The sequence below is a fragment of the Ruegeria sp. K7 genome (assembly GCF_056531785.1).
This window is the reverse complement of the sequence record NZ_JBQFMJ010000020.1, coordinates 17,030-36,434: the sequence shown is the minus strand read 5'-3', so window position 1 is coordinate 36,434 and position 19,405 is coordinate 17,030. Positions and strand designations below refer to the sequence as shown.

The following is a 19,405-nucleotide window of genomic DNA, read 5'->3' as shown; positions in this document are numbered from 1 at the left end:
GAAAGAGTATCCCGAGAAGCTGCCGGTCTATTTAAAGAACGCCTTTCTTTCTGGTGCTTATACATTGGCAAAGGGCTGATGTCAGATCTGGGATAGGCGTTCGGGGGTATTGTGGTTTGTTATGCTACCAACTGAAATCCAGAGACTGTCACCCATGTGTCACCCAGGCTTATTGGCGCGCACCCGCACGCTGTCTTTAAGTCATTGATCTTGAATGTAGATCAAAGATGAAACACCGATCGACACGCGCATACGGAGTTTGCGTGTCATTGGAAACACAATGCTTCGAACGTTGGCCACTGGCGTTCTTGATTGGCGCTACCAGGATGCCCCCAGGACCGCCGGAGCCCTGTTTCGCGGGGGTAACGTCGTCAAATTGCCTAGAAGCGCCCCAGCGGCGATCTCAGAGTGTCTGGCGGCGTTTGTGGGGGTACACGAACGCTTGCCAGCATCCATCAACGCGAAGAAAGCAACCGTCTAGCACTGCTTGGTCTCCGAACCAATTGACCACCTGGATCTCTTCTAACTCGCGGTCGAGCTCCTCAAACCGTTCGATACAAGCGGACATGTCCGGACTACGGTCACCGAAAGTGGACAACACACCAACGCCAGTATCTGGGCATATCCTAATGTCGCGCACAAAGCAGTCGAGTTCTGCGTCGTAGGTCTGCATCAGTTCAACTTCTCGGATATGTGGTTTCATGGTCAGTGCCTCCGCCCGACAACAGTTTCTAGTTTCGCGCGCAGGTCAGCGCGTTCCTGGTCCGACAGCTTCGTGAAATCGTACGCCTGCGGTGTTTCTTTCTGCTCGATCTCCACCGTCTGCCCCTCTTTCCAACCTGCGCGTGTTTTCAACCAAAAGATCGTCGCTGGCGTTGACCCCTGTTCGATCAGCCTAAACAGCCGACGCACGACCTTGGCGTTGGCAAGTTCGAGACCGGTTTCCAGTTCATCTACATAGTGCCGCTGCAACGTTTTCATGCCGATGCCAAGCGCCTTCGCGATGATCGTCTTGGGTGTGCCGCCTGCAACCAACACTTCGACAATGTGCCGTTGATCGTCGGTCGGTTCGTGCGCCGGCATCGCCATTTCCCGTGTGTCCTTGCTTTGTGATCACATTGGGTTGTCGCTTGCATTATAAGCGAAACGCAACGCGCGCTAAACCGTCGACGCTGGAAATAAATATGAATGCCATGGTGCAGACGGCACATCGCATTTCGATTGAAATATACACTACGACATGTATGTGGCGTCACATCGTGTGACGCACACATATACATAGTATATGTTTGTGTTACGCATGCATCATTTTCATTTAAAATCAATGTGATAACGTGTTGTGCAACGCAGTTGCAACGTTGTTTCGCGCGATCGCGATATTTGTGCATGATTTCAATAGCTTGCGTCATTTTTGCCGCGTATTCTTGCGTGCCGCCTTGGCGTTGAACACTTGCGCTTGTTCTGGTGTCGCCAGTGATTTTTTTCGAGTATTGGTATCCACTTGAATTTCGACGAGCGCCCCCCGCTTGATCGCTGACGTCAACAAGGTTTTCAGGTAGTCTTCGGACTTTCCGAATTCGTCTGCGAGCGCATTCGCAACGTATCGTATACCCGCTTGGTGATGTGGCGACAGATATTCACCACTCTCGAAGGCCTGTGACACGCGCACGACGAACCGTTGTAGTTCCTCTTCTTTGCGATCCCGAAATGCGTCGGGTGTCTCTCGTAAAAAAACGCCGTCGCGCCACACCAAAGCGATCGATTGCCCACGCGGTGCGAAATTGGATTTCTCAACGGTTAATGTCCTATAGCTCGGGTCCTCATTGCCGTCGCGCTCGCGCAAGTTCAAGCGGCTTCGTACCGCGTTGTTCCATGCAGTTGATCCGCTGGTACCGGTTTCTTTTCCGCTCTTACTGGGATGGGCTAGTATGACAACCGCTGCGCCTGTTTGTATGGCCAACTTCGTTGCAAACCGATTGATGAAATCGCTGACTTGACCGCGATCATTCTCGTTGCCCCAAAAGATCTCTGCGACCGGATCAAGCCCTATCAAGATAGGACCGAACCGCTCGATCTCTGCGCACAATTTCTTCCAAAATTCTGAGTACTCGACACCCAAGTGATAATCGACGAAATGGCTGTTCTCTCCTGCTCGGGAGGCGATACGCATTTGACCGCGCAGTTCTTCTAGTCCGATGCCTTCCGACCTGCAGATGGCGTTCAAAGACAAATGTGTGTCCGTTTTTTCATTCTCCGCAAGCAGCGCGAAGACGCGCCCGGGTGCAGCAGATTCACCGATGAACGTGCGTCCCGTGGCACAGGCGACGGCCAACTGCAGAAGTAGCAGCGTCTTGCCTGCCCCCCCGACTCCATAGAGCGCGGTAACTTTGCCCTTCGGGATCAAGTCTTTGATGATCCACTCTCGCTCTGGCATTGCCTCACCCGCCCAATCGGCAGGATCGTCGCTCAAAGCAAAAAGGTTGGGAGCATCCTCTCCTTTGCCGTCGCTCTCATTAGTAACGTCCCAGCCGACGTCCTCATGCAGCCGCTTTCGGACCGTCTCAATGAAGGTATCAAAATCCTCCCCTTTGCCGTCCATTTCGCGAAGGAACCAATGTAAACTCTTAGTGACTGTTCCCCGAATTTCATCATCTGAGTACCCGGCTCGAGCCATATCGAGTGCAGAGTTGAAATAAATTCTTGAACGATCATCGCCTTTGTAAGTGTAGGATTTTCCATCAATATAGATGGTAAACGGTCCGATAAGTCTCTTCTGACGAAGACTTAGGCGCGTGAATGTATGCAGACTACCGGCTCGCCGTGGAGGTTGTTTAGTGGTCTTGCTTTTGACTTCGGTTGGCTTTTGCTCATCCTTGTTCATCAAAGCTTTTTCTATTTCCGCCGCGTCGTACATGTGATCGTCTGATTCAATCACGCGGACACGTTTCATATCAGTACTTTGCATTGATTGTCCCCGGCAGTCTAAGAAGCTTGGCGGAACTGTGACCGCCGATGTCGCCGCCCACGAGGTGCGTCAACCCGCGGCTAAGTTCCTGTGCGATTGGTGGCTCGACCGGTGCTTTGAGAACATAAAAAAAATGATAGTTTCCAGGGCTGCTTTGCACGATCCTCGATGGTTGCGGGCCGTTTGGTGGTAGCGCAACACTATCGGCATCTACGTGCAAAAGCCGACCCGGCACAGCATGGATGGCCTTAGCAACTGGTTCTGAAAAAGCGCTTACGCTGTAGAAGGCATGGTCGCCGGTGCGAAATTCCCGGCGAAGAAACTGCCTGATCTCCAATCCAATTTGATCACTTCGATTTGGAAAAAAATGCGTCTTACGAGGATTTTTTTTACCGTCAGCGGTGTCTTCGACAAGACGAAGACAAAACAATCCCTCACCTTGTTTTTCAACGAGCCATTCAACATGTTTGGCTGCGCATTTTAAGTCCAGGTTGATGGGTGTATCCGCAAGGTGTCTCATGACTCTAGATCGCGTCCGTAGGGCGTGAAGCAAGCCATTCTTCTATGTCTGCTATTCGCCACGCCACACGGCCAGCGCTCAGGCGAATTCTCTTTGGAAATAGCCCGGCCGCCTCCATTCGGCGTAAGTGCTCTCCGCTGTACGGTATACCCATAGCTCTTAGAGTTTTAGCATCAGCGATGATGCGCTTCACTTCGGGTGATTGTGAACTGGAAGTCATGATGCGTCCTTTTCGTGCACGTGTTGTGCAGTGATGACGCGACATGTGTGGTCAAATCAAAGTCGAATAGCGCGATTTTTTTTGACGTAAGTGTATTCAGTGACAAGACTTGCAAGAATTTCTTGGCACAACTTTGTTGGCGGCTCATTTTCGGTGCAAGTTTCAATACACCAAGACTTTAGTTCACGTATCCGCTGACTATGGTTGTGCGGCAGGCCATTCACCTCAATAGACCAACGAAACCAACTCTCTATCGCATGGCGATCAAACTTCGGCTTTGATCCACGCTTATCCACGCTTTCTTCAAGTGATCTCATTAAGTCAGTTGCATCAACGTGGCAAACTCGGCGCGAATACATCCGAAATCCTATCTGCGATTCTTCGACACGTGGAAAGCAAATGTCTTTGCGGTCCAACGGTTTTTCGATTTTACCATACTCGATGAGTGCATCAGGAACCGCCAACGGCCCCTCAAAAATTCTAACAATCTCTTTCTCAAAAAAACGCTGAAATGTGCTTTCCACCCTGTGTCGGCGAAACCTATACGCGTTTAGCAAGAGCCGCTGATTTTCGGTCCGATCCGAATTAGTGAGCAATCTGTGATTTTGCTTTTCTAAAGCACGTTTCTCGTACGGAACGCTGTCCCCAATAGTCAGCGCCGTGTACTCATCCCAGCGCCATCCAAAGGGAAAATAATAGAACCCAATTATGTTTGCGGCTACTCGCAGGCGTACGCGGTATTGTTCGGCGTGGTAAGATTTGATGTCACGCCATAATGCGCTGAAAGCTTTGTTAGCTGTTGTGCCCATTGCCCAAGTGCCTCTCGTTTTTCGTTGGCATAAGAATAGCGGTTATAGACTGCGGCGACGCCGGAGATGATTCCTGATTTATGGTTGAGCACTTTTTCGATGACGTGTGGCGCAACGCCGATGCGGGCCATGCCTGAGGCTGCGGTGCGGCGCAGGTCATGAAACCACCAGTCGCTAGCGCCGATCTCTTGATCGAAACGGTCCTTGGCGCGGCCAAAGCCTGAAACAGGCGTCGTGCCGGTGGTGGTGAACACGAAATCGGACCTGGCAAAGCGCGGCATTACATTCAGGATGTCCATGACCGCTGGCGACAATGGAACATCATGCGCGATGCCGTTCTTCGCACGCTCGGCGGGTATCGTCCATGTCGCCGTCGCAAAATCGACCTGTGACCAGCGCATCTCGGAGACCTCGCCACGGCGTTGTCCGGTTAGGATCAATACCTGCGTCAACATACCGAAAGGATACCCTTCGTCTTCAGCGGCCGACCAAAGCGAACTCAGCTCTGCATCGGTTAGAATGCGATCACGAGCCTTCGGTTTAGTAGGAGGTTTGAGACCAGCGATCGGGTTGGCTTTGATCATCCCGCGATCCAGGCACCAGTTCAAAAGTTTCTTCAGAACGGCCAGTGCATGATTGGCTCTGCCCGGCGTCCCGTTCGCAACGATCTCATCCAGGATACGAACAACTTCACTGCGTTCGATATCTTCCAACGGCTTGTCGAAGAGCCGGGCCCATTTCTGATTCAGCAGACGTTCCTGCTCCTTCCAGCCGCGATTGCGTGGTATTGCCCAAAGCTCAATAAATTGGGGGACGGCCTCACCGAGAGTGGTCAGTTTTTCAGCAGGGGCAACGCCGAGCTGTATGTCGCGTAGCAACTCTCTCGCACGGTCGCGCGCTTCTGAGAGCGCCAGCGCAGGGTAAGTTCCGATCTTGATCCGCTTGATGCGCCCGTTGACACGCGGTGAACAAAACCAGGTCTTGCCGCCAGAGGTCGACACACGAATGCCAAACCCCGGCAAGGTCTGATCGTAAACCTCAAGACGTTTTGGGCCGGGCGCAGTCACGGCGGCGACGTAGCGGGATGTGAGCTTCTTTTTCATACAAGATATATATTCTGACAGTCGACCAATCTCATGGGTGACAGCTAGAATTATCGCAGAAAATCATAAGATTGTCTGCGTCACAGATGTGGCAGAATGTGTGAGTATGTGGCGGTTTGTTGGAGCGGCAAGACTTCGGGTGCCTTGGGTGACATCCGCTCACTTATGCGACTAGGCCACCTTGATTCTCAAAGTATGGAAATTCCTTCAGACGCCAATGGAGAAGTCGACAGGCTCTCCTCATCGGACTTTCTGGGCTTCCAGATCAGCCATCAAAACTCCGGAAGCGGACATTCAAGGCAGCGCAACCGAACGGCTGCTCTGCGGACGAAGCTGCCATTTGGAATATGCTTCGGAATGACTGCCGTCAGCCCAAACCGGACGTTGGCGCCAAAATTTTGCAATTCCTGAAATCCAGACAAGTTGACCAAAAATCCTTTCAACTAAGATGTTCAATGAACTTGCCACAGCCGCACACGAAAGAGTTCATGTTGGACGGATTTACGTCCTAACTTATCGGGATAGGACAGCGGACCAAAATGCCATTACACTAAGTTTGCAACGGGTTGGAGGTGTCTTTGTCAAATGAGATTAGAAGACTTTCCGCAATAGTGGCTTTCGACATGGTTGGCTACAGCCGACTAATGGAGTTGGACGAGTCCGGAACCCTCGCGCGGCAAAGAACTGTCCTGGATAAGATCATTAACCCAAAGGTGATCGAGTTTGACGGTCGAGTAGTGAAGACCATGGGAGACGGTGCACTGATTGAGTTTGCTAGTGCCGTAAACGCGGTTTCATGGGCGGCTTCGGTACAACGCGCGATGATTATTCACGAACGTGATCAGGATGCGGATAAACGAATCTCTTATCGTATTGGGATCAACCTCGGTGACGTTCTCGTCGAGGGAGACGACATTTTTGGGGAAGGGGTGAACGTCGCTTCCCGCCTGGAAGGATTGGCTGAGCCCAACGGGATTAAGATCTCGGATACGGTATTCAAAAGCGTGAAAGGCAAACTGGATCTTGGCTTTGCCGACGTCGGGCTCAACAAGGTCAAGAACCTTTCGGAGCCAATACAAGCATTCAAAGTGCTTCTTGACCCAGGTGATGCCGGCAAAATTCTTGCCGATGCAAACCCGATCTCAAGCCGGATCGGAAAACCTATGGTTGCCGCAGCGGTTGTTCTTTTGGTGGGTTTGAGTGTCCTCATCGGTTCAATCTGGACTCCGAGCTTCGGTGATCCCGACGATGGAATATTGATCGTCCCGTTTACGGCCGAAACAAGCTCTGACAAGGTCTCAGCGGATGTCGTGACAGAGTTGTTTCTCCGATCATACGGCAGGCTTAGGCAGTTGCCTTCTGCTTCGTACAGTACATCGATGCGGTACAAAGGTATCGCCGTCACGTTAGCGGACCTGAAACGGGACATTGATGTCAGGTATGTTCTCGATGGGTCAGTCAGAACACGCGAAAACGAAATCGAAATCCGTGCGCGTCTCAGAGATGCAACAGAAAGCGGCGACGGCGTCATCTGGCAGCAAGTTGTAGAAGGGGAAAAAGACCGGCTGTTCGACCTTGTCAGCGACCTGAAATTCAAAGCAGCTGGCGCGCTGAAGCTCAAACTCAACCCGGTCGAGCGCCGTTTTTTTGAAGAGACGCCCACAACTGACCAAAACGCATTTCTTGCCTATGCAAACGCCGATAGGTTGCTGCACAGCAAGGATTTCACGGATATCGGTAAAGCCCTGCCGTTATACGAGGAAGCAATCTCGCTAGATCCAAACTTTGTTGCGGCAAAACTTGGATATGCAGAAGCCAACTTTCAAATCTGGGAAGGAAGCTACAACACAATACGTTTCACGCTGGACGCACTGGACGAAGCAAAGACTATTATCCGAGATGTGCTCAGCGCCGATCCCTCAAATTCAGTCGCTATTGGATTGCAGGTCAGATTGCTATTGCAGCAACTCCAAAGGGACCGCGCTTTGTCTATGGCGAGAGCCGCAGTTTTCAACAGCCCAAGCGAACCAGGCCTTAGGCTTGTGCACGGGCTCACTTTGAATGCGGTTGGCGATTACGAACAGGCCATTGAGGCGTTCAATCAGTACGAGGCGCTGTCTGCGCGCCTCAGTTCGGGCGACAAAGGGGATCTGGCTTGGAATTTACTCCGGGCGGGCAACAGCCAGAAGGCGCTTTCGTTGTTGCTTAGCATTCCGGAGAACGAACTGCGCGAACAGCATTTTAGATTTCTGGCGGAAGCTTTTTTCCGCGAAGGCGACAGCGAAAAGGCTCGTGAATATATCCAGCGTTTTCTGACCAATAACGTATGGCTGAATGTGATGTGGATGAAGCCATGGTTCGAAATTTATGATGATCCTAATGTATTCATAATCTATTCCGAAGCAATGTTGGCGTCTGGATTGCCTGAATGGCCTTATAGTTACGACAAGGGGCGCGAAAGGGACCGCATCGGGCACGATGAGCTACTTGAATTGTACTCCGATCAGTTCGAAGAACAGTTCACGACAGGCCCATTTGGAGCGCCATATTCAGAAGAACGAAGAGCTGACGGAACGGTCGAAATGGAATTTGGTTGGATGAATGGTATCCCTCTCAATGGGACTTGGAGTATCAAAGACGATGCTATTTGTCAGAGGCTTCCTTCGGTCCATCAGGGGAGAGAACAATGCCATTTCCTATATCGTGACGCGGATAGGTCGACCGAGGCCAATAGGCATGTGTCAGCAGTCTTGTCCTTCGGTGTGATCGATTCAGAATTCATACGTGTCAAAGAGTATTGAATGCCGCGCATTGCATACCTCAATGAATTCTGCGGATGCCAGATTGGTGTTTTAGAAGGCGACATAAGCACTTCTTTTAAAGACCACCTGCGAGAACTAATCGAATTTTGCAAAGTCTGCTTCCTGCGCATTGCCGTCCTTAGCGCGGACTGCAGCACCTGGTAACTTTGGGCTCAGAGCAGCCGTTCGCTGCGTTCAGTCTTAGTGATTGCTCTGCGGACTTAGCTGACTTTCGTCACCCATGCTTGCCTCTCCGACACGTAACCAAGGCCTTCGCCAATAGTAGCCAGTTGGTTATATTTTTGATTTGTGCCAAGGGCGCCTACTCGCCGGTTATCTGCTTGATCGCCTTTTTTGCCCGATGGCCAACAATCCGTTGTTCGGTCAGGGACGATAAAGCTGGCACAGCGTCCATGGCGGCAGACCCGATTTTACCCAGGGCAATTGCGGCTTCCTTGCGCACTGTAATCACGTCGTCTTGCAGGCCATCGATCAGGTCCGGTACAGCACTGGAAGCACGCGGTCCAAATTTGCCTAATATGGTCGCCGCCCGAATCCTCTTTCTCTTGTCGCCGGTCTTGAGGTCGTGGACTAGGGCGCCAATCGGGTCATCTGCGGGCATTGTCGCCATGTGCAATCCGTCAACTATGCTTTCTACGGTTTCTGGGCCTTGCTGCCAGTCATAAGGAAAATGATACGTGTAGGGGGCCGCACGTAACTCTGCCTGACTTGCATCCGGTAGCCATTTTTTTATGTAGGAATGAGCGTCTTCCTGGCGCCCCAGTCTCGCATAGACAGAGGCTGCAACCGCTGCCAATTCGCTCGCCTTGGGGTCCTTTTCCAGGGCATCAGTCAAGATGTCAGCCGTCTGTTCCAGATCGCCCAATGTGTAATGCGCCATCGCCAAGGCTAGCATGTAGTAATTAGGGTAGGCGGGGTTTTGGCGAATGGCACGTTCCATCAGGTCCAGACCCACTTCCGGTTGGTTTGTGGTGATCATTGCCCAGGCCATGGCCACATAACCTTCTGGATCGTTCGGGTCCTTGGCAATTGCCTTCGTAGCTTCGACCTGAGCGATATCGTAACGCTCATTGTAAAGATGGACCCTGGATGCCGCGACATTGGCCAGCGAGGACGGCCGGGATTTGGTTTCCGCAAGCGCCTGCAGAGCTTTGGCGTTTGCTGCGCCAACAGACATTCCCAGAGGTTCGTTCCACCGTTGCTGGCATCCTCGCAAATAGGCCAAGCTCAGAGCGGCATGGGCCCGGCCATAGTCTGGATCGATCTCCAGGGCCTGCTTGAACCGGTCCACGGCCCTGGCATTGTCGATGGCCGAGTAACGGAGATAGCTCTCCCAGCCATCCTGGAATACCGCTCTGGCCGTTAGATCGGTGGTCTGCCCCAGCGCGATCTCCTGCATTTCCTCTTCGGTGAGGTTGACGGCCAGTGCTTTGGCGATCTTGCGGATGAACTCGTCCTGAATTGAGAAAACGTCGGTTGCGTCGCCATCGAACCGGTCTGCCCAGACATGCCCTCCGGTTGTGGCGTCTATCAGCTGAGCGTTGACCCGCACCTGGTCGCCCGCCCGGCGGACGCTGCCCTCCAGAATATATCTGACCCCCAGATCTTCGGCGACCTGTCCGATGTTTACCGGCTGACCTTTGTAAACGAAGGTGGAATTTCGGGCGACGATGAAAAGCCCCGATATCCGGGACAGGTCGGTAATCAGGTCCTCGGTCATTCCGTCAGCGAAATGCTCCTGCCCCTGATTTTCGGACATGTCCGTAAACGGCAGAACCGCTAGGGAGGGTTTGTCCGGCAACGGGTAAGCCATGCGTTCGACCGATGCCGGTGCAAAGTCAGGCGCCCAGGGTTTCCACCAAAAAATTGCAAGAAGGACCAGTAGGCACGCGGCGAGTCCGGCGACAAGTCGTCCGGTTACCAGCATGCGCCGTTCCCCGGCAGCATTCTGATCCGCGTATCTTGCGGCCACTTCGGCCTTTTCATTCATCACGATACTGTAAGCATGAACCGGCTGGTCGATGTTCTTTAGGGCCTTCTGCCCCAGATCCTTGAAATTAAGGTCCAGTTTGTTGCCAACCTGATCTCGTACGCTTTGATGAATGCAAATGCCACCCGGTTGAGCCAAGCCTTCCAGTCGCGAGGCGATATTCACGCCATCTCCGAATATATCGCTGCCGTCGGCCAAGACGTCGCCGATATTGATTCCGATGCGATAAGTCAGCCTTTGCCGCTCTGGCAGGATATGTTTAGCCTGAGAAACAGCGTGCTGCATGGATAATGCGAACCGGACCGCATCAACCGCGCTGGAAAACTCCATGAAGCCGCCATCACCCATGGCCTTGATCATGCGGCCGTCGTGGCTTTGGGACAGCGGTTTGACAATGCTATTGTAGGTGTCTTTCAAAGAGTCGAGTGTCGCCGTTTCATCCTCGCCCATGGCCCGGCTGAAACCGACCACATCATAGAACAAAATGGCTGCGAGCCGACGGTTCACGAGCTGTCTCCCGCTGCTACCTTATCCATTTTCGGACGAAATTTCTACGTTGAGCTCCGGACCAGACACTCGTTTGGACAGCCAATTCGGTTCGTCTCTCTGTACGCGGAATCAGAGGAGATGCCCGCCTGCGGATCATTTTTGAAACTGGAAACTCTCCGCCTTTATTCCTCAACGCCGAAGGTAGAGTTTTCGCCAGTTGAACCTTGGCTGTTTTGGTCTCTTTGCGGCCATCCGCGAAAGTGCAGCATCCCAACCTAAAGCGTGAGATCAAGCAACGAACAGTCCGATGCAGACCTACGCAGTGAATTCAGTCGGGGTGGATATCGCGTGGTGAACAGTTGGCCGCAAGCACGATTGCGATCCAATTCACATCCAGCGCTAAATTGAATTGGTTCAGCCATCTTTCCTGCAGTTTGTACGCCGGATGTTCCATCGCACCTGGGCACGCCCAGTACGCCGTTGCTTGCCGGTGGTGTATCAACTCATGCAGAAGAACAGACTGGTCGTTCAGGCTTTCGGCACTCCATGGATTTACCAGAGTGATCGTTGCAGTGTCGGGGTCATAGAGCCCACGCGTTATGCGCCCAATAGCCATTGCTGGTTCATTTGCGTCTACAGCGGAAAGGCTGTCAGCAAATATTATGTTGGGCGCGTTATTGCGCCTTGGCAAATCTGTTTCACGGTCTATCCACGCCTCCAGTGCTTCAACAACACCGGACAGCGGTTTTGACTGACCTATGGCATCATGAGATACAAGCGAAAATATGACCAAAGCAGTCGCCAAAAATGGGACTTTCTGTCCAAACCTACCCATGAATGTCACCCCGCAGATCACCTGTCTCCGAGACCTGCGAATAAACTGAAGCATGGTCGCGCACACGGCCGCGGACACTCGCAACCAATAGGTTCGGCGATCAAGGGAGTCGTGAGATCAGTGTGAAATTAGTCTAAAATTTGAGTGAGAAACGGTGTACTTACCGCTTTCAGGTTGGCTTCGGCAAACGTGTCAAGAACCGGAGGGCATGCCAGCCAAGCGCATGGCGTCAGCCCACCGTTCCATCATGGCCGGGTCCCGCCAACTCTCACCAAAAAATTCAACCTCTTCAGCAACTGTCCGTCCGGGGTTTTCTTTCCTGAACCGTTGCATCGTCTGTTTCGCAGCTTCGATATCGCCACTGCAAACCTGAAGCGCTGCCAGAACCCTGAGGGCGTTGTTGGGTATGTTGGGCATCCGCGTCATCGTTTCGAGACCATCATCACACTGCTCGGCACTCCACTGCGCCCAGCCGAGCTGATGGAAATACCAACCGGGCGTAACCGGATCGAGATCGATAGCTTTCTCAAGAAGCGCGATGGCCTCTTCGGCCCGCCCTAGAAACACCAATGGATCCGTCACGCCGACCATGACCAGAACGTCGTTTGGATTCAATTCACCCGCGACCGAATATCGTATTACGGCTTTTTCCAGTTCTCCTGCGGCGACGTGCACATCTGCCCGCGCAACGTGGGCCAAATGATATTCTGGGTCGAGTGCCAGGGCCTTGTCGGCAAGGGCCTCGGCCTGCGCTAGTTTTTCATTCCTCGGTAGATCTGGATCAACCTCATTTGACCAGAGGTCGCGCCAGTGAACCCACGTCAGGCCTATATAGCCAAAGGGCGCAGTTGGGTCATTTTTGACGGCTTCGTCGAACAGATCACGCGCCGCCAGTGTTTCGGCAATCGTGTCTTGTTGAAAGTGCTGCATGCCCTTGATGTAGCTGTGAAGGGCTCCGACTGCTTGGCGCCCCCCCCTTAATGGGGGCTTGCGGGTCACTTCGCGTCCGATTTTGTTGGTGGCTTCGCGCACAATCCGATTCTGCACATCGAACAGATCGCCAATGTCTGAGTCATAGTCTTCAGCCCAGACATGCGTCCCATCGTGCCCATTTATGAGCTGGACTGTAATCTTGAACCGATTGCCTGCTTTCTGCTTGCTGCCTTCGATCACGTAGTCGGCGCGAAGCTTCTGAGCAATTTCCGAAATGCTAAGCCCGCTGCCACGGAAACTGAAACTGGAGTTCCTGGCGATGATCGCGAGCTCGCGATATCGTGACAATTCCGTCAAGAGACCTTCTGCAACGCCATCGCCAAGGTATCCGCTGTCTTCACTCGCGCTCAAGTCATCAAATGCCAGCACTGCGATCCTCGGAGGCCCACCAGTCTGAGATGTTGGCCACATGAGCCAAGCTGCAACAACAGCGACAGTTGCAATTGCCATGCCCACGGCTATGACCCGTTTCCAAGAATACCGCTTTTGCAAGGCTAGTTGGTCAGCTTCAAGGCAGTATCCCCTTCCAATATGTGTTGTCAGAAAGGTTTGTTCACGGTCACGAATGGCACGCCGGATTTCCGCCACACACTGGGTAAGGTTCTCGTCAGACACAGTCACATCCGGCCACACGGAATCGATGATTTCCGACTTGGTCAGGACCTGGCCGCGCCTCTTGGCAAGGCAGGCAAGAACTTCCGAGCTCTTGTTCCGTAGTTTGACCCGATTGCCATACGCGTCCAATAGATCGTGAGACTCCACATCGAAACAAAGATCACCAATTTGAACTGTGGACGGGTTAACCGCGATATCATTCTCGGTCATGTGAGCCACCGGCAAGCATCTTAGTTTCTCGTAACCGGATTATACTGCATTGCAAAAAAATATGAGAATGATGTTCAGTGTTGACGCATTGCGAACGCGATGAACTACGTGCTTTGGGTTCAGTGTAAGATTTTTAGGCGTTCAACTCGATTGCCCTGCAACAGCCCCAACGCAAATGCCCAAGGGCGTTTAAGCCCGACTTTAAGCGGATTTGCAAAGTCCGGTTTCTGCGCGATCGCCGACATCTGTTCGAAGCGCAGCATCGGTCAAATTGGGCTCGGTGCGGTCATTCGCTGAAATGCCGCGAGCGACCGCAATGCGGACTAAGCCGCCACTTTCTGTGTCGGCTACTCCCGCCTGAAAAATATGCAAAAATTGACAGGTTTGAATTTTATGAGACGATGAATGGTGAGTGGCCGATGTAGAGCTCATTAGACAGTTGCGGGCCTCTGACCAGCACCAAACTTCAACGGAGGCACCTATGGAACGCCGCACCACACTTTTCGTTATGAATGTTCAAACCGAAGACCGCGAGATCGGTAAAGTTGCGGAAATGGCCGCAAGAGAGGACCATCATTTGCTTTGTCTTATGCTTGATATGGCCCCTGCCTTGCCTGCATATTCCTACTCGGTTCCACCATATGGCGGGCTGAATATTCCGGACGATTGGAAGGAGACCCTAGCCTCCACGCAAGCTAATCTCAAATCCAGATGTGATACCATTGAACAGCTGCTCGCCCAGAGAAATGCGTCGGGGGAGGTTCAGGCCGTCCTTACTGCAAGCATGGATGCCAAACATGTCGTTGCGCGATTTGCCCGTGTGAGCGATGAGGCGATCTTTTCTCAAAGTCTGCGGGAAACCCGCGATCTGATGACCGAAGCGGCATCCGGCGTTTTGTTCCACTCACCGATCGGATTCCGGATCAATGCCAACCTAGAACGCAATCCCGAATGCATATTTGTCGCCTGGGACAGCAGCGAGGCCGCGTCTGCGGCTGTTCACGCCGCCCTACCGCATCTGCTGGACGCGCGCGAGGTGATTATAGGATGTATCGACCCTGTAACCACGGTTAACCGTGACGGGCAGGATCCCGGGACCGACGTGGCAGCATGGCTCAGCCATCATGGATGCTTGGTCACCTTGTCACAGTATCCCAGCGGTGGACGCGCCGTCGCCGATGTTATTCAGGACCGCGCGGCGGAAGCCGGCTCAGATCTGATCGTGATGGGCGCATATGGTCAGGCACGGATGATCCAGACTGTTTTGGGCGGAACGACCCGGTCGATGGTCGAGCAGACCAAGTTGCCGGTCTTCCTCGCCCACTGAAAAGCCCCCAGCTCCGCCTCAATCTAAGTTCCTCTGAAAAAACCTAGTAGGGATCATCGCTCATTGCGCATGTTCATCAAGTGTCGTGCCGGTGCTTGTTCCGACCCAGTCTGCTATGTCACTTGCGGATATCACGCCTGTCCGCCGTCCTATCTCTCTGCCACCTTGAAAGGCAATCAGAAGTGGAATGCCACGGATGCCATACCGGGCCCCGGCCGCCGGAAATGCCTCAGTATCGAGCTTGGCGAGGCGCGCGCGACCTTTGAGCGCCTGAGCGGCCTTGGCGAACTCTGGCGCTATCATGCGGCAAGGCCCACACCATGCGGCCCAAAAGTCCACAAGCAATGGAACGTCGTCGATCCGTTCCGCCTTCTGTAAAACGTCGAGAGAGACATCGATGGGAGCCTGGGGCACGAGCAGGACACCACATTTTCCACATTTGGGAGAAGCGCGCAGACGGCCTTCCGGAACCCTGTTTCCCTGACCGCAGGCGAGACAGGCAAGCTTCAAACTCATTCTCCAATCCCCACTATCCTTTTATCATAAACAATTTGCCTTCCGCTCAGCTCCATATTTCTTCAGGGAAGAAAAGACTTTGGAGTGGGGTCCTGCAGTGACTCAAGGTAACTTGCGATCGCGATCAGCTTGGTGGGCATCAGGATTGGTTCACCATTGCCTGTATCGAATTCACTCATTTCATTGTCCAAAAGGTCGACGATAATCGGCATATCCTCTCGCGGGAGAATGTTTCGGGAATACCCACTCAGTATCTCCATGATCTCAAGAGCGGGCCACACCCCGTCGCGCCGCGCTGCAATTCTCGTCAAGTCTGGCGGCGGTGTGCTCAAACGCGCAGCTACAGGCCCATCGCCCTTCCCATTAACACCATGACAGGACACGCAGTTTTGCGAGTACAGCGTTTTTCCGGTGATTGTCTTTTCTATAGTGGTTCCCATCAAAAAAAGCGGAGCCAAAAGCAGCCAATACTTCATACGAGTTATCTTTCCGAAGCGGTGCGGCAAAGTTAACGTTTCTTTTCAACCATTACTTTGATCCCTGTCAATTGACTAATCATAGCTTAAGCATTGAGAGACTGTTGCTATTCGATTTCGACCTGACTCTTGGCGGAAACCCACGTCTTCTTCCGACATTTGCGATCAGTATTGGCGTTTCATTTTGAAGCCGCCCGTAATTCCCAGCTCAGTTTTTCCTGTCGATCACCCTTTAGTGATCCGATAATAAAAAGACCGCTTTGGGCTCAATGCCGCCGTTCGCTGCAGCTTGCATGAACGTCTGCACTGCGGACTTAGCCGCCTTTGGCCGATACGTACTGGTGTTCCGTTTTGGTGTGTTTAACCGGCAGTCGCCATGTCGGCCCTAGCGTCACGTATGATCGACCAAGATGAGTGTAGAAACAGTCCGGCAATCCCAAAGGCTACGAGCAAATCCGGCCAACCATTGCCGAGCCACGCGACAAAAACCGCTGCCACAACGACCGCAGCATTGCCGATAGCGTCATTGCGTGAAAACAGCCAAACGGCCCGCATATTAGCATCGCCTTTGCGGAACTTCATGAGCGGCAGTACCGCGAGAATGTTCACGACCAGAGCAACGATACCGAATACCCCCATCAGGGTCGGGTCTGGCATGGTCTGGGTGAACACGCGCCAAACCGTTGTTGCGAGCACACCCAATCCGAGCGTGCCGAGGAAAACGCCTTGGATCAAAGCTGAGCGCGCCCGCCAGACAAGGCTCCAGCCAATTGCAAGCAGGCCAAGAAACGTGATGAGACCGTCGCCAATGAAGTCGAGCGCATCGGCTTTGACTGCCTGCGACCCCGCAATAAACCCACCGATCATTTCAATCACGCCGTAGCCGACATTTAGCAACACGACGATCCAGAGCGCCCGACGGTATGCCGGGTCTTGATGCACCGCCCCGGGCTGAGCGTCCTCGCCATCCTTGATACGATCAAATCCGTAGCCTGTTGTCGCGACCGCTTCTTCAATCTCGGGCAAACGCGCCTCAGGGACTGTGAGGGTCATGATATGTGTGGCTGCCGACACCTTAACTGCGTCCGGCGCAATGCCCGCGGTCTGTGCCGCGCGTTCGATCTGCGCTGCATCCTTGGCGCAGTCCATGCCCGAGACACGGTAGCGAATTGGTAAGGCTTCAGAAATCAGGGCACCCGTCATAGTGCTACAGTAGAGGCGGCGGGTATCACAGCCAACCCGTGAGCGGCCATTGGTCGCGAGCGCAGCATTGGCAAAATGGGCTCGGTGCGGTCCTTCGCTGCGGTGTGCATCAATGTCCGCTTACAAGAAAACCAGGTGCAAAAATCGTCAGCTGTCACCCAAAATGTCACCCAGAACAGGGAAACATCGCTACTAGTGATGCCAGAATGCATCCAGTATTCTGATATTGTTAAGGGAATTTGGTAGCGGAGGAGGGACTTGAACCCCCGACACGCGGATTATGATTTGGTCTGGGAATAGCTTCAAGCTGCCACATGCCGCCACACTCAGCCACAATAACTTTTTGGCCTGGTTGGGAAATTACCCCAAAGGTCGCTACATGGGGCCACATACCGCCACACTCAACCACACGCATCTTTGTTACCCATACGCTACCCAAACCGTAAATGCGGACTTTGAGATACATTGCGGCGAACTTACGTTTTGAGCCCAGACCTACCACACAAAGTTTAAGGCATGCTGCACTTGCGTTCGTCAGGTTGCAGCCGAGAGTGTGTGAAAACTCCGGCTCACAAGCTCTCTCGTCGCGCTCGTTTTCGGCACCTGTGTAAAGTGTCGGTTCTAGACACGAAACGGTTCGAGACTGGATCTGAACGGCCTTCATCGAACCGGGCAGCCCTTAAGGGGATGGTTATGTCTAGAGTTTCAACGCTCGGTTCAGAGATGAGTTATTAAATCGAGGAGTTTTCTACTCACTGAAAGAGCCGCAAATCATCATTGAGAGCAGGGAAAAGCACTACAGCAACAAGAGACCACACAGTGCATTGAGTCACCGTCCGCCGACACCAGAAACCATTGTCCCAATGGACCATAGACCAAGCACGCACCACAAATCAAACCGGACCAATCAATTCGGGCCAACCCCCCATTGTTCTGTGAGAATATAGTGATCACCGGGCTGACCTGCCATGGGACTCCCAAGTTCACAACGAAAGTCTGTGAGCGTGGTTTTCATTCGTTGAATCCCGGCATAGACCGGAACACTTCCATTAGATCTTTTGCGGAGCCACTAGGCTTCACGGCGGCCGCTAGCTTATCGAGCGAAGCAGCGGTTGGAGCATCTTCGGCATCAATTCCGAGGCTTGACGTAGAAAAGTAGTTTGAATCGGGGCCGGACATAAACTCCGCCAATCGACTAAAATCCTGAGCAACAATTTTCTCATTACGCGACCGCAACCCAGTTTTTTCTACCTTTCTTGAAACCGACTTAAGAAAAACGGAAGGAGGTAAAGATCTCGTTCCGCGACTACCTCGCGTCGAAGGTTTAGATGCATCACTAACGGAAGGAGCAGATAAACTTGCGATACGCGCTTGATAATCCAACATTAACAGCTCGCGCTCAGTTTCTACAAGATGTGGGGTCGTGAGAATCGCTTCGAAAAGATTCAGGCGCATCTGCTCGAGTTCATGGCTGGCGGATCCTCGCAACGCCGCTAATCGCATCTTTTTCCAGATCGGGTGATGAGGCAAGTCGCTGTAAATCCGCCTACGGCTATCAATTTCGAACTCAATAACAAGCGTGTTTGCCTTAGAGAATTGAGTTTTCCGTTCGGCCGAAGCTCCTTCCTGAAGCCCCAATGCTCCGTTCTTCATCAAAAGATCGCTTGCTTGAAATCCGGGCAAAGAAAGAAAAGCAATCTTTCCTCCGTGCAGCGTAGTCTTCGCTTCAACATCATTTTCTGTTTCTGCGATTCTGAATCCCATATATGTGCCTACACGCATCTGAGTATCTTCACCGTCCCACATACGCCTGAGGCCGGTATAGGCTATTTCGAGTGGTTGAATCACCGAAGACATTGCAGTGATTAAGTTTTTAGATGACAAATCTGAAAGCACGTCTATCAATACGTCACCAAATGCGTCGACCCTGCGCGCGAACAAACCTCCTAAAATGCTAAAATTCGCAAACGTAATTGGAAGCGACTCGAGCAAAACAACATCCTTGATGACCAATTGCTCGGCACCGTCATCAGAATCAATCGTTTCACTAAGATCTCCTATTGGATTCAAAACAATCGGAATTTTAGTATCGTTTCCAGTGGGTTGGGACAATTCTAGCCCAAAAGCAATCAATGGCGCGAATTGGCTTAGCGCTGTATTGTCAGGTGAGAGTTTGGGCGAAATAAGCCTTATTGTCAGGTAACTCTGATCAACAATTGCCGGGACCCCATTGTCGTTCAATTTCACGACGGACCAGCCACTTGCATTTCCACCAAATCTATTATTAAATATCTCTTTTAATTTCATGTCTT

Annotated in this window: 17 protein-coding genes and 1 pseudogene; 3 read left to right on the top strand and 15 right to left on the bottom strand. The window is 52.5% G+C overall.

The window, feature by feature from the left end:
• Positions 1–403 precede the first annotated feature (403 nt).
• From ACR0FE_RS21875 to ACR0FE_RS21845, 7 genes are all read right to left on the bottom strand, one after another.
• Positions 404–703 (bottom strand): hypothetical protein, encoded by a 300-nt coding sequence (locus tag ACR0FE_RS21875; RefSeq protein ID WP_480714081.1) that lies wholly within the window; start codon positions 701–703, stop codon positions 404–406.
• A gap of 2 nt (positions 704–705) precedes the next feature.
• On the bottom strand, positions 706–1,083 hold the full coding sequence (locus tag ACR0FE_RS21870) for a hypothetical protein (protein ID WP_170777070.1): 378 nt from the start codon (positions 1,081–1,083) through the stop codon (positions 706–708).
• A gap of 322 nt (positions 1,084–1,405) precedes the next feature.
• On the bottom strand, positions 1,406–2,965 hold the full coding sequence (locus tag ACR0FE_RS21865) for an AAA family ATPase (protein ID WP_480915263.1): 1,560 nt from the start codon (positions 2,963–2,965) through the stop codon (positions 1,406–1,408).
• Positions 2,952–3,485: a DNA-primase RepB domain-containing protein gene (locus ACR0FE_RS21860; RefSeq protein WP_170777067.1), complete on the bottom strand. Its 534-nt coding sequence runs from the start codon at positions 3,483–3,485 to the stop codon at positions 2,952–2,954. The genes ACR0FE_RS21865 and ACR0FE_RS21860 overlap by 14 nt, the downstream gene beginning before the upstream one ends.
• Positions 3,486–3,489: 4 nt before the next feature.
• The gene (locus ACR0FE_RS21855) at positions 3,490–3,603 is read right to left on the bottom strand and encodes a helix-turn-helix transcriptional regulator (RefSeq protein ID WP_480915266.1); all 114 of its coding nucleotides are present in this window, start codon (positions 3,601–3,603) and stop codon (positions 3,490–3,492) included.
• A gap of 158 nt (positions 3,604–3,761) precedes the next feature.
• The gene (locus tag ACR0FE_RS21850; RefSeq protein WP_480915261.1) at positions 3,762–4,229 is read right to left on the bottom strand and encodes a hypothetical protein; all 468 of its coding nucleotides are present in this window, start codon (positions 4,227–4,229) and stop codon (positions 3,762–3,764) included.
• 194 nt (positions 4,230–4,423) lie between these two features.
• Positions 4,424–5,617 carry a site-specific integrase gene (locus tag ACR0FE_RS21845; RefSeq protein WP_170777063.1) on the bottom strand — a complete coding sequence of 398 codons (1,194 nt, stop codon included), beginning with the start codon at positions 5,615–5,617 and terminating at the stop codon, positions 4,424–4,426.
• A 611-nt stretch (positions 5,618–6,228) separates the two neighbouring features.
• On the opposite strand from ACR0FE_RS21845, the gene ACR0FE_RS21840 reads away from it, so the two are divergent.
• Entirely contained in the window at positions 6,229–8,418 is a 2,190-nt protein-coding gene (locus ACR0FE_RS21840; RefSeq protein WP_480915260.1) for a tetratricopeptide repeat protein, read from the top strand.
• A 322-nt stretch (positions 8,419–8,740) separates the two neighbouring features.
• Here ACR0FE_RS21840 and ACR0FE_RS21835 read toward each other — a convergent pair whose 3' ends face one another.
• The 4 genes from ACR0FE_RS21835 to ACR0FE_RS21820 form a co-directional block, all read right to left on the bottom strand.
• Complete coding sequence (locus tag ACR0FE_RS21835; RefSeq protein ID WP_480714084.1) at positions 8,741–10,936, bottom strand: adenylate/guanylate cyclase domain-containing protein; 2,196 nt, start codon at positions 10,934–10,936, stop codon at positions 8,741–8,743.
• Between the two features lie 310 nt (positions 10,937–11,246).
• Positions 11,247–11,807: a DUF6647 family protein gene (locus tag ACR0FE_RS21830; RefSeq protein ID WP_480915257.1), complete on the bottom strand. Its 561-nt coding sequence runs from the start codon at positions 11,805–11,807 to the stop codon at positions 11,247–11,249.
• A gap of 138 nt (positions 11,808–11,945) precedes the next feature.
• Positions 11,946–13,571: a winged helix-turn-helix domain-containing tetratricopeptide repeat protein gene (locus ACR0FE_RS21825; protein ID WP_480714085.1), complete on the bottom strand. Its 1,626-nt coding sequence runs from the start codon at positions 13,569–13,571 to the stop codon at positions 11,946–11,948.
• A gap of 119 nt (positions 13,572–13,690) precedes the next feature.
• Positions 13,691–13,834, bottom strand: a complete 144-nt coding sequence (locus tag ACR0FE_RS21820) for a hypothetical protein (RefSeq protein WP_480714086.1) — start codon at positions 13,832–13,834, stop codon at positions 13,691–13,693.
• Between the two features lie 218 nt (positions 13,835–14,052).
• On the opposite strand from ACR0FE_RS21820, the gene ACR0FE_RS21815 reads away from it, so the two are divergent.
• On the top strand, positions 14,053–14,898 hold the full coding sequence (locus ACR0FE_RS21815; protein ID WP_480714087.1) for a universal stress protein: 846 nt from the start codon (positions 14,053–14,055) through the stop codon (positions 14,896–14,898).
• 60 nt (positions 14,899–14,958) lie between these two features.
• Here ACR0FE_RS21815 and ACR0FE_RS21810 read toward each other — a convergent pair whose 3' ends face one another.
• The 3 genes from ACR0FE_RS21810 to ACR0FE_RS21800 all read right to left on the bottom strand — a co-directional run bounded on the left by ACR0FE_RS21810 (position 14,959) and on the right by ACR0FE_RS21800 (position 17,093).
• Positions 14,959–15,414 (bottom strand): thioredoxin family protein, encoded by a 456-nt coding sequence (locus tag ACR0FE_RS21810; protein WP_480714088.1) that lies wholly within the window; start codon positions 15,412–15,414, stop codon positions 14,959–14,961.
• Positions 15,415–15,476: 62 nt separating this feature from the next.
• On the bottom strand, positions 15,477–15,890 hold the full coding sequence (locus ACR0FE_RS21805) for a c-type cytochrome (RefSeq protein WP_480714089.1): 414 nt from the start codon (positions 15,888–15,890) through the stop codon (positions 15,477–15,479).
• A 360-nt stretch (positions 15,891–16,250) separates the two neighbouring features.
• A complete protein-coding gene (locus ACR0FE_RS21800; RefSeq protein WP_480490423.1) occupies positions 16,251–17,093 on the bottom strand; it encodes a cation efflux transmembrane domain-containing protein in 843 nt (280 codons plus the stop codon).
• A gap of 653 nt (positions 17,094–17,746) precedes the next feature.
• Here ACR0FE_RS21800 and ACR0FE_RS21795 point away from each other — a divergent pair.
• Positions 17,747–18,040 (top strand): annotated as a pseudogene (locus ACR0FE_RS21795) (integrase core domain-containing protein); the annotation flags it as partial.
• Positions 18,041–18,104: 64 nt separating this feature from the next.
• Here ACR0FE_RS21795 and ACR0FE_RS21790 read toward each other — a convergent pair.
• The gene (locus ACR0FE_RS21790; protein ID WP_480915254.1) at positions 18,105–19,400 is read right to left on the bottom strand and encodes a hypothetical protein; all 1,296 of its coding nucleotides are present in this window, start codon (positions 19,398–19,400) and stop codon (positions 18,105–18,107) included.
• Positions 19,401–19,405 lie beyond the last annotated feature (5 nt).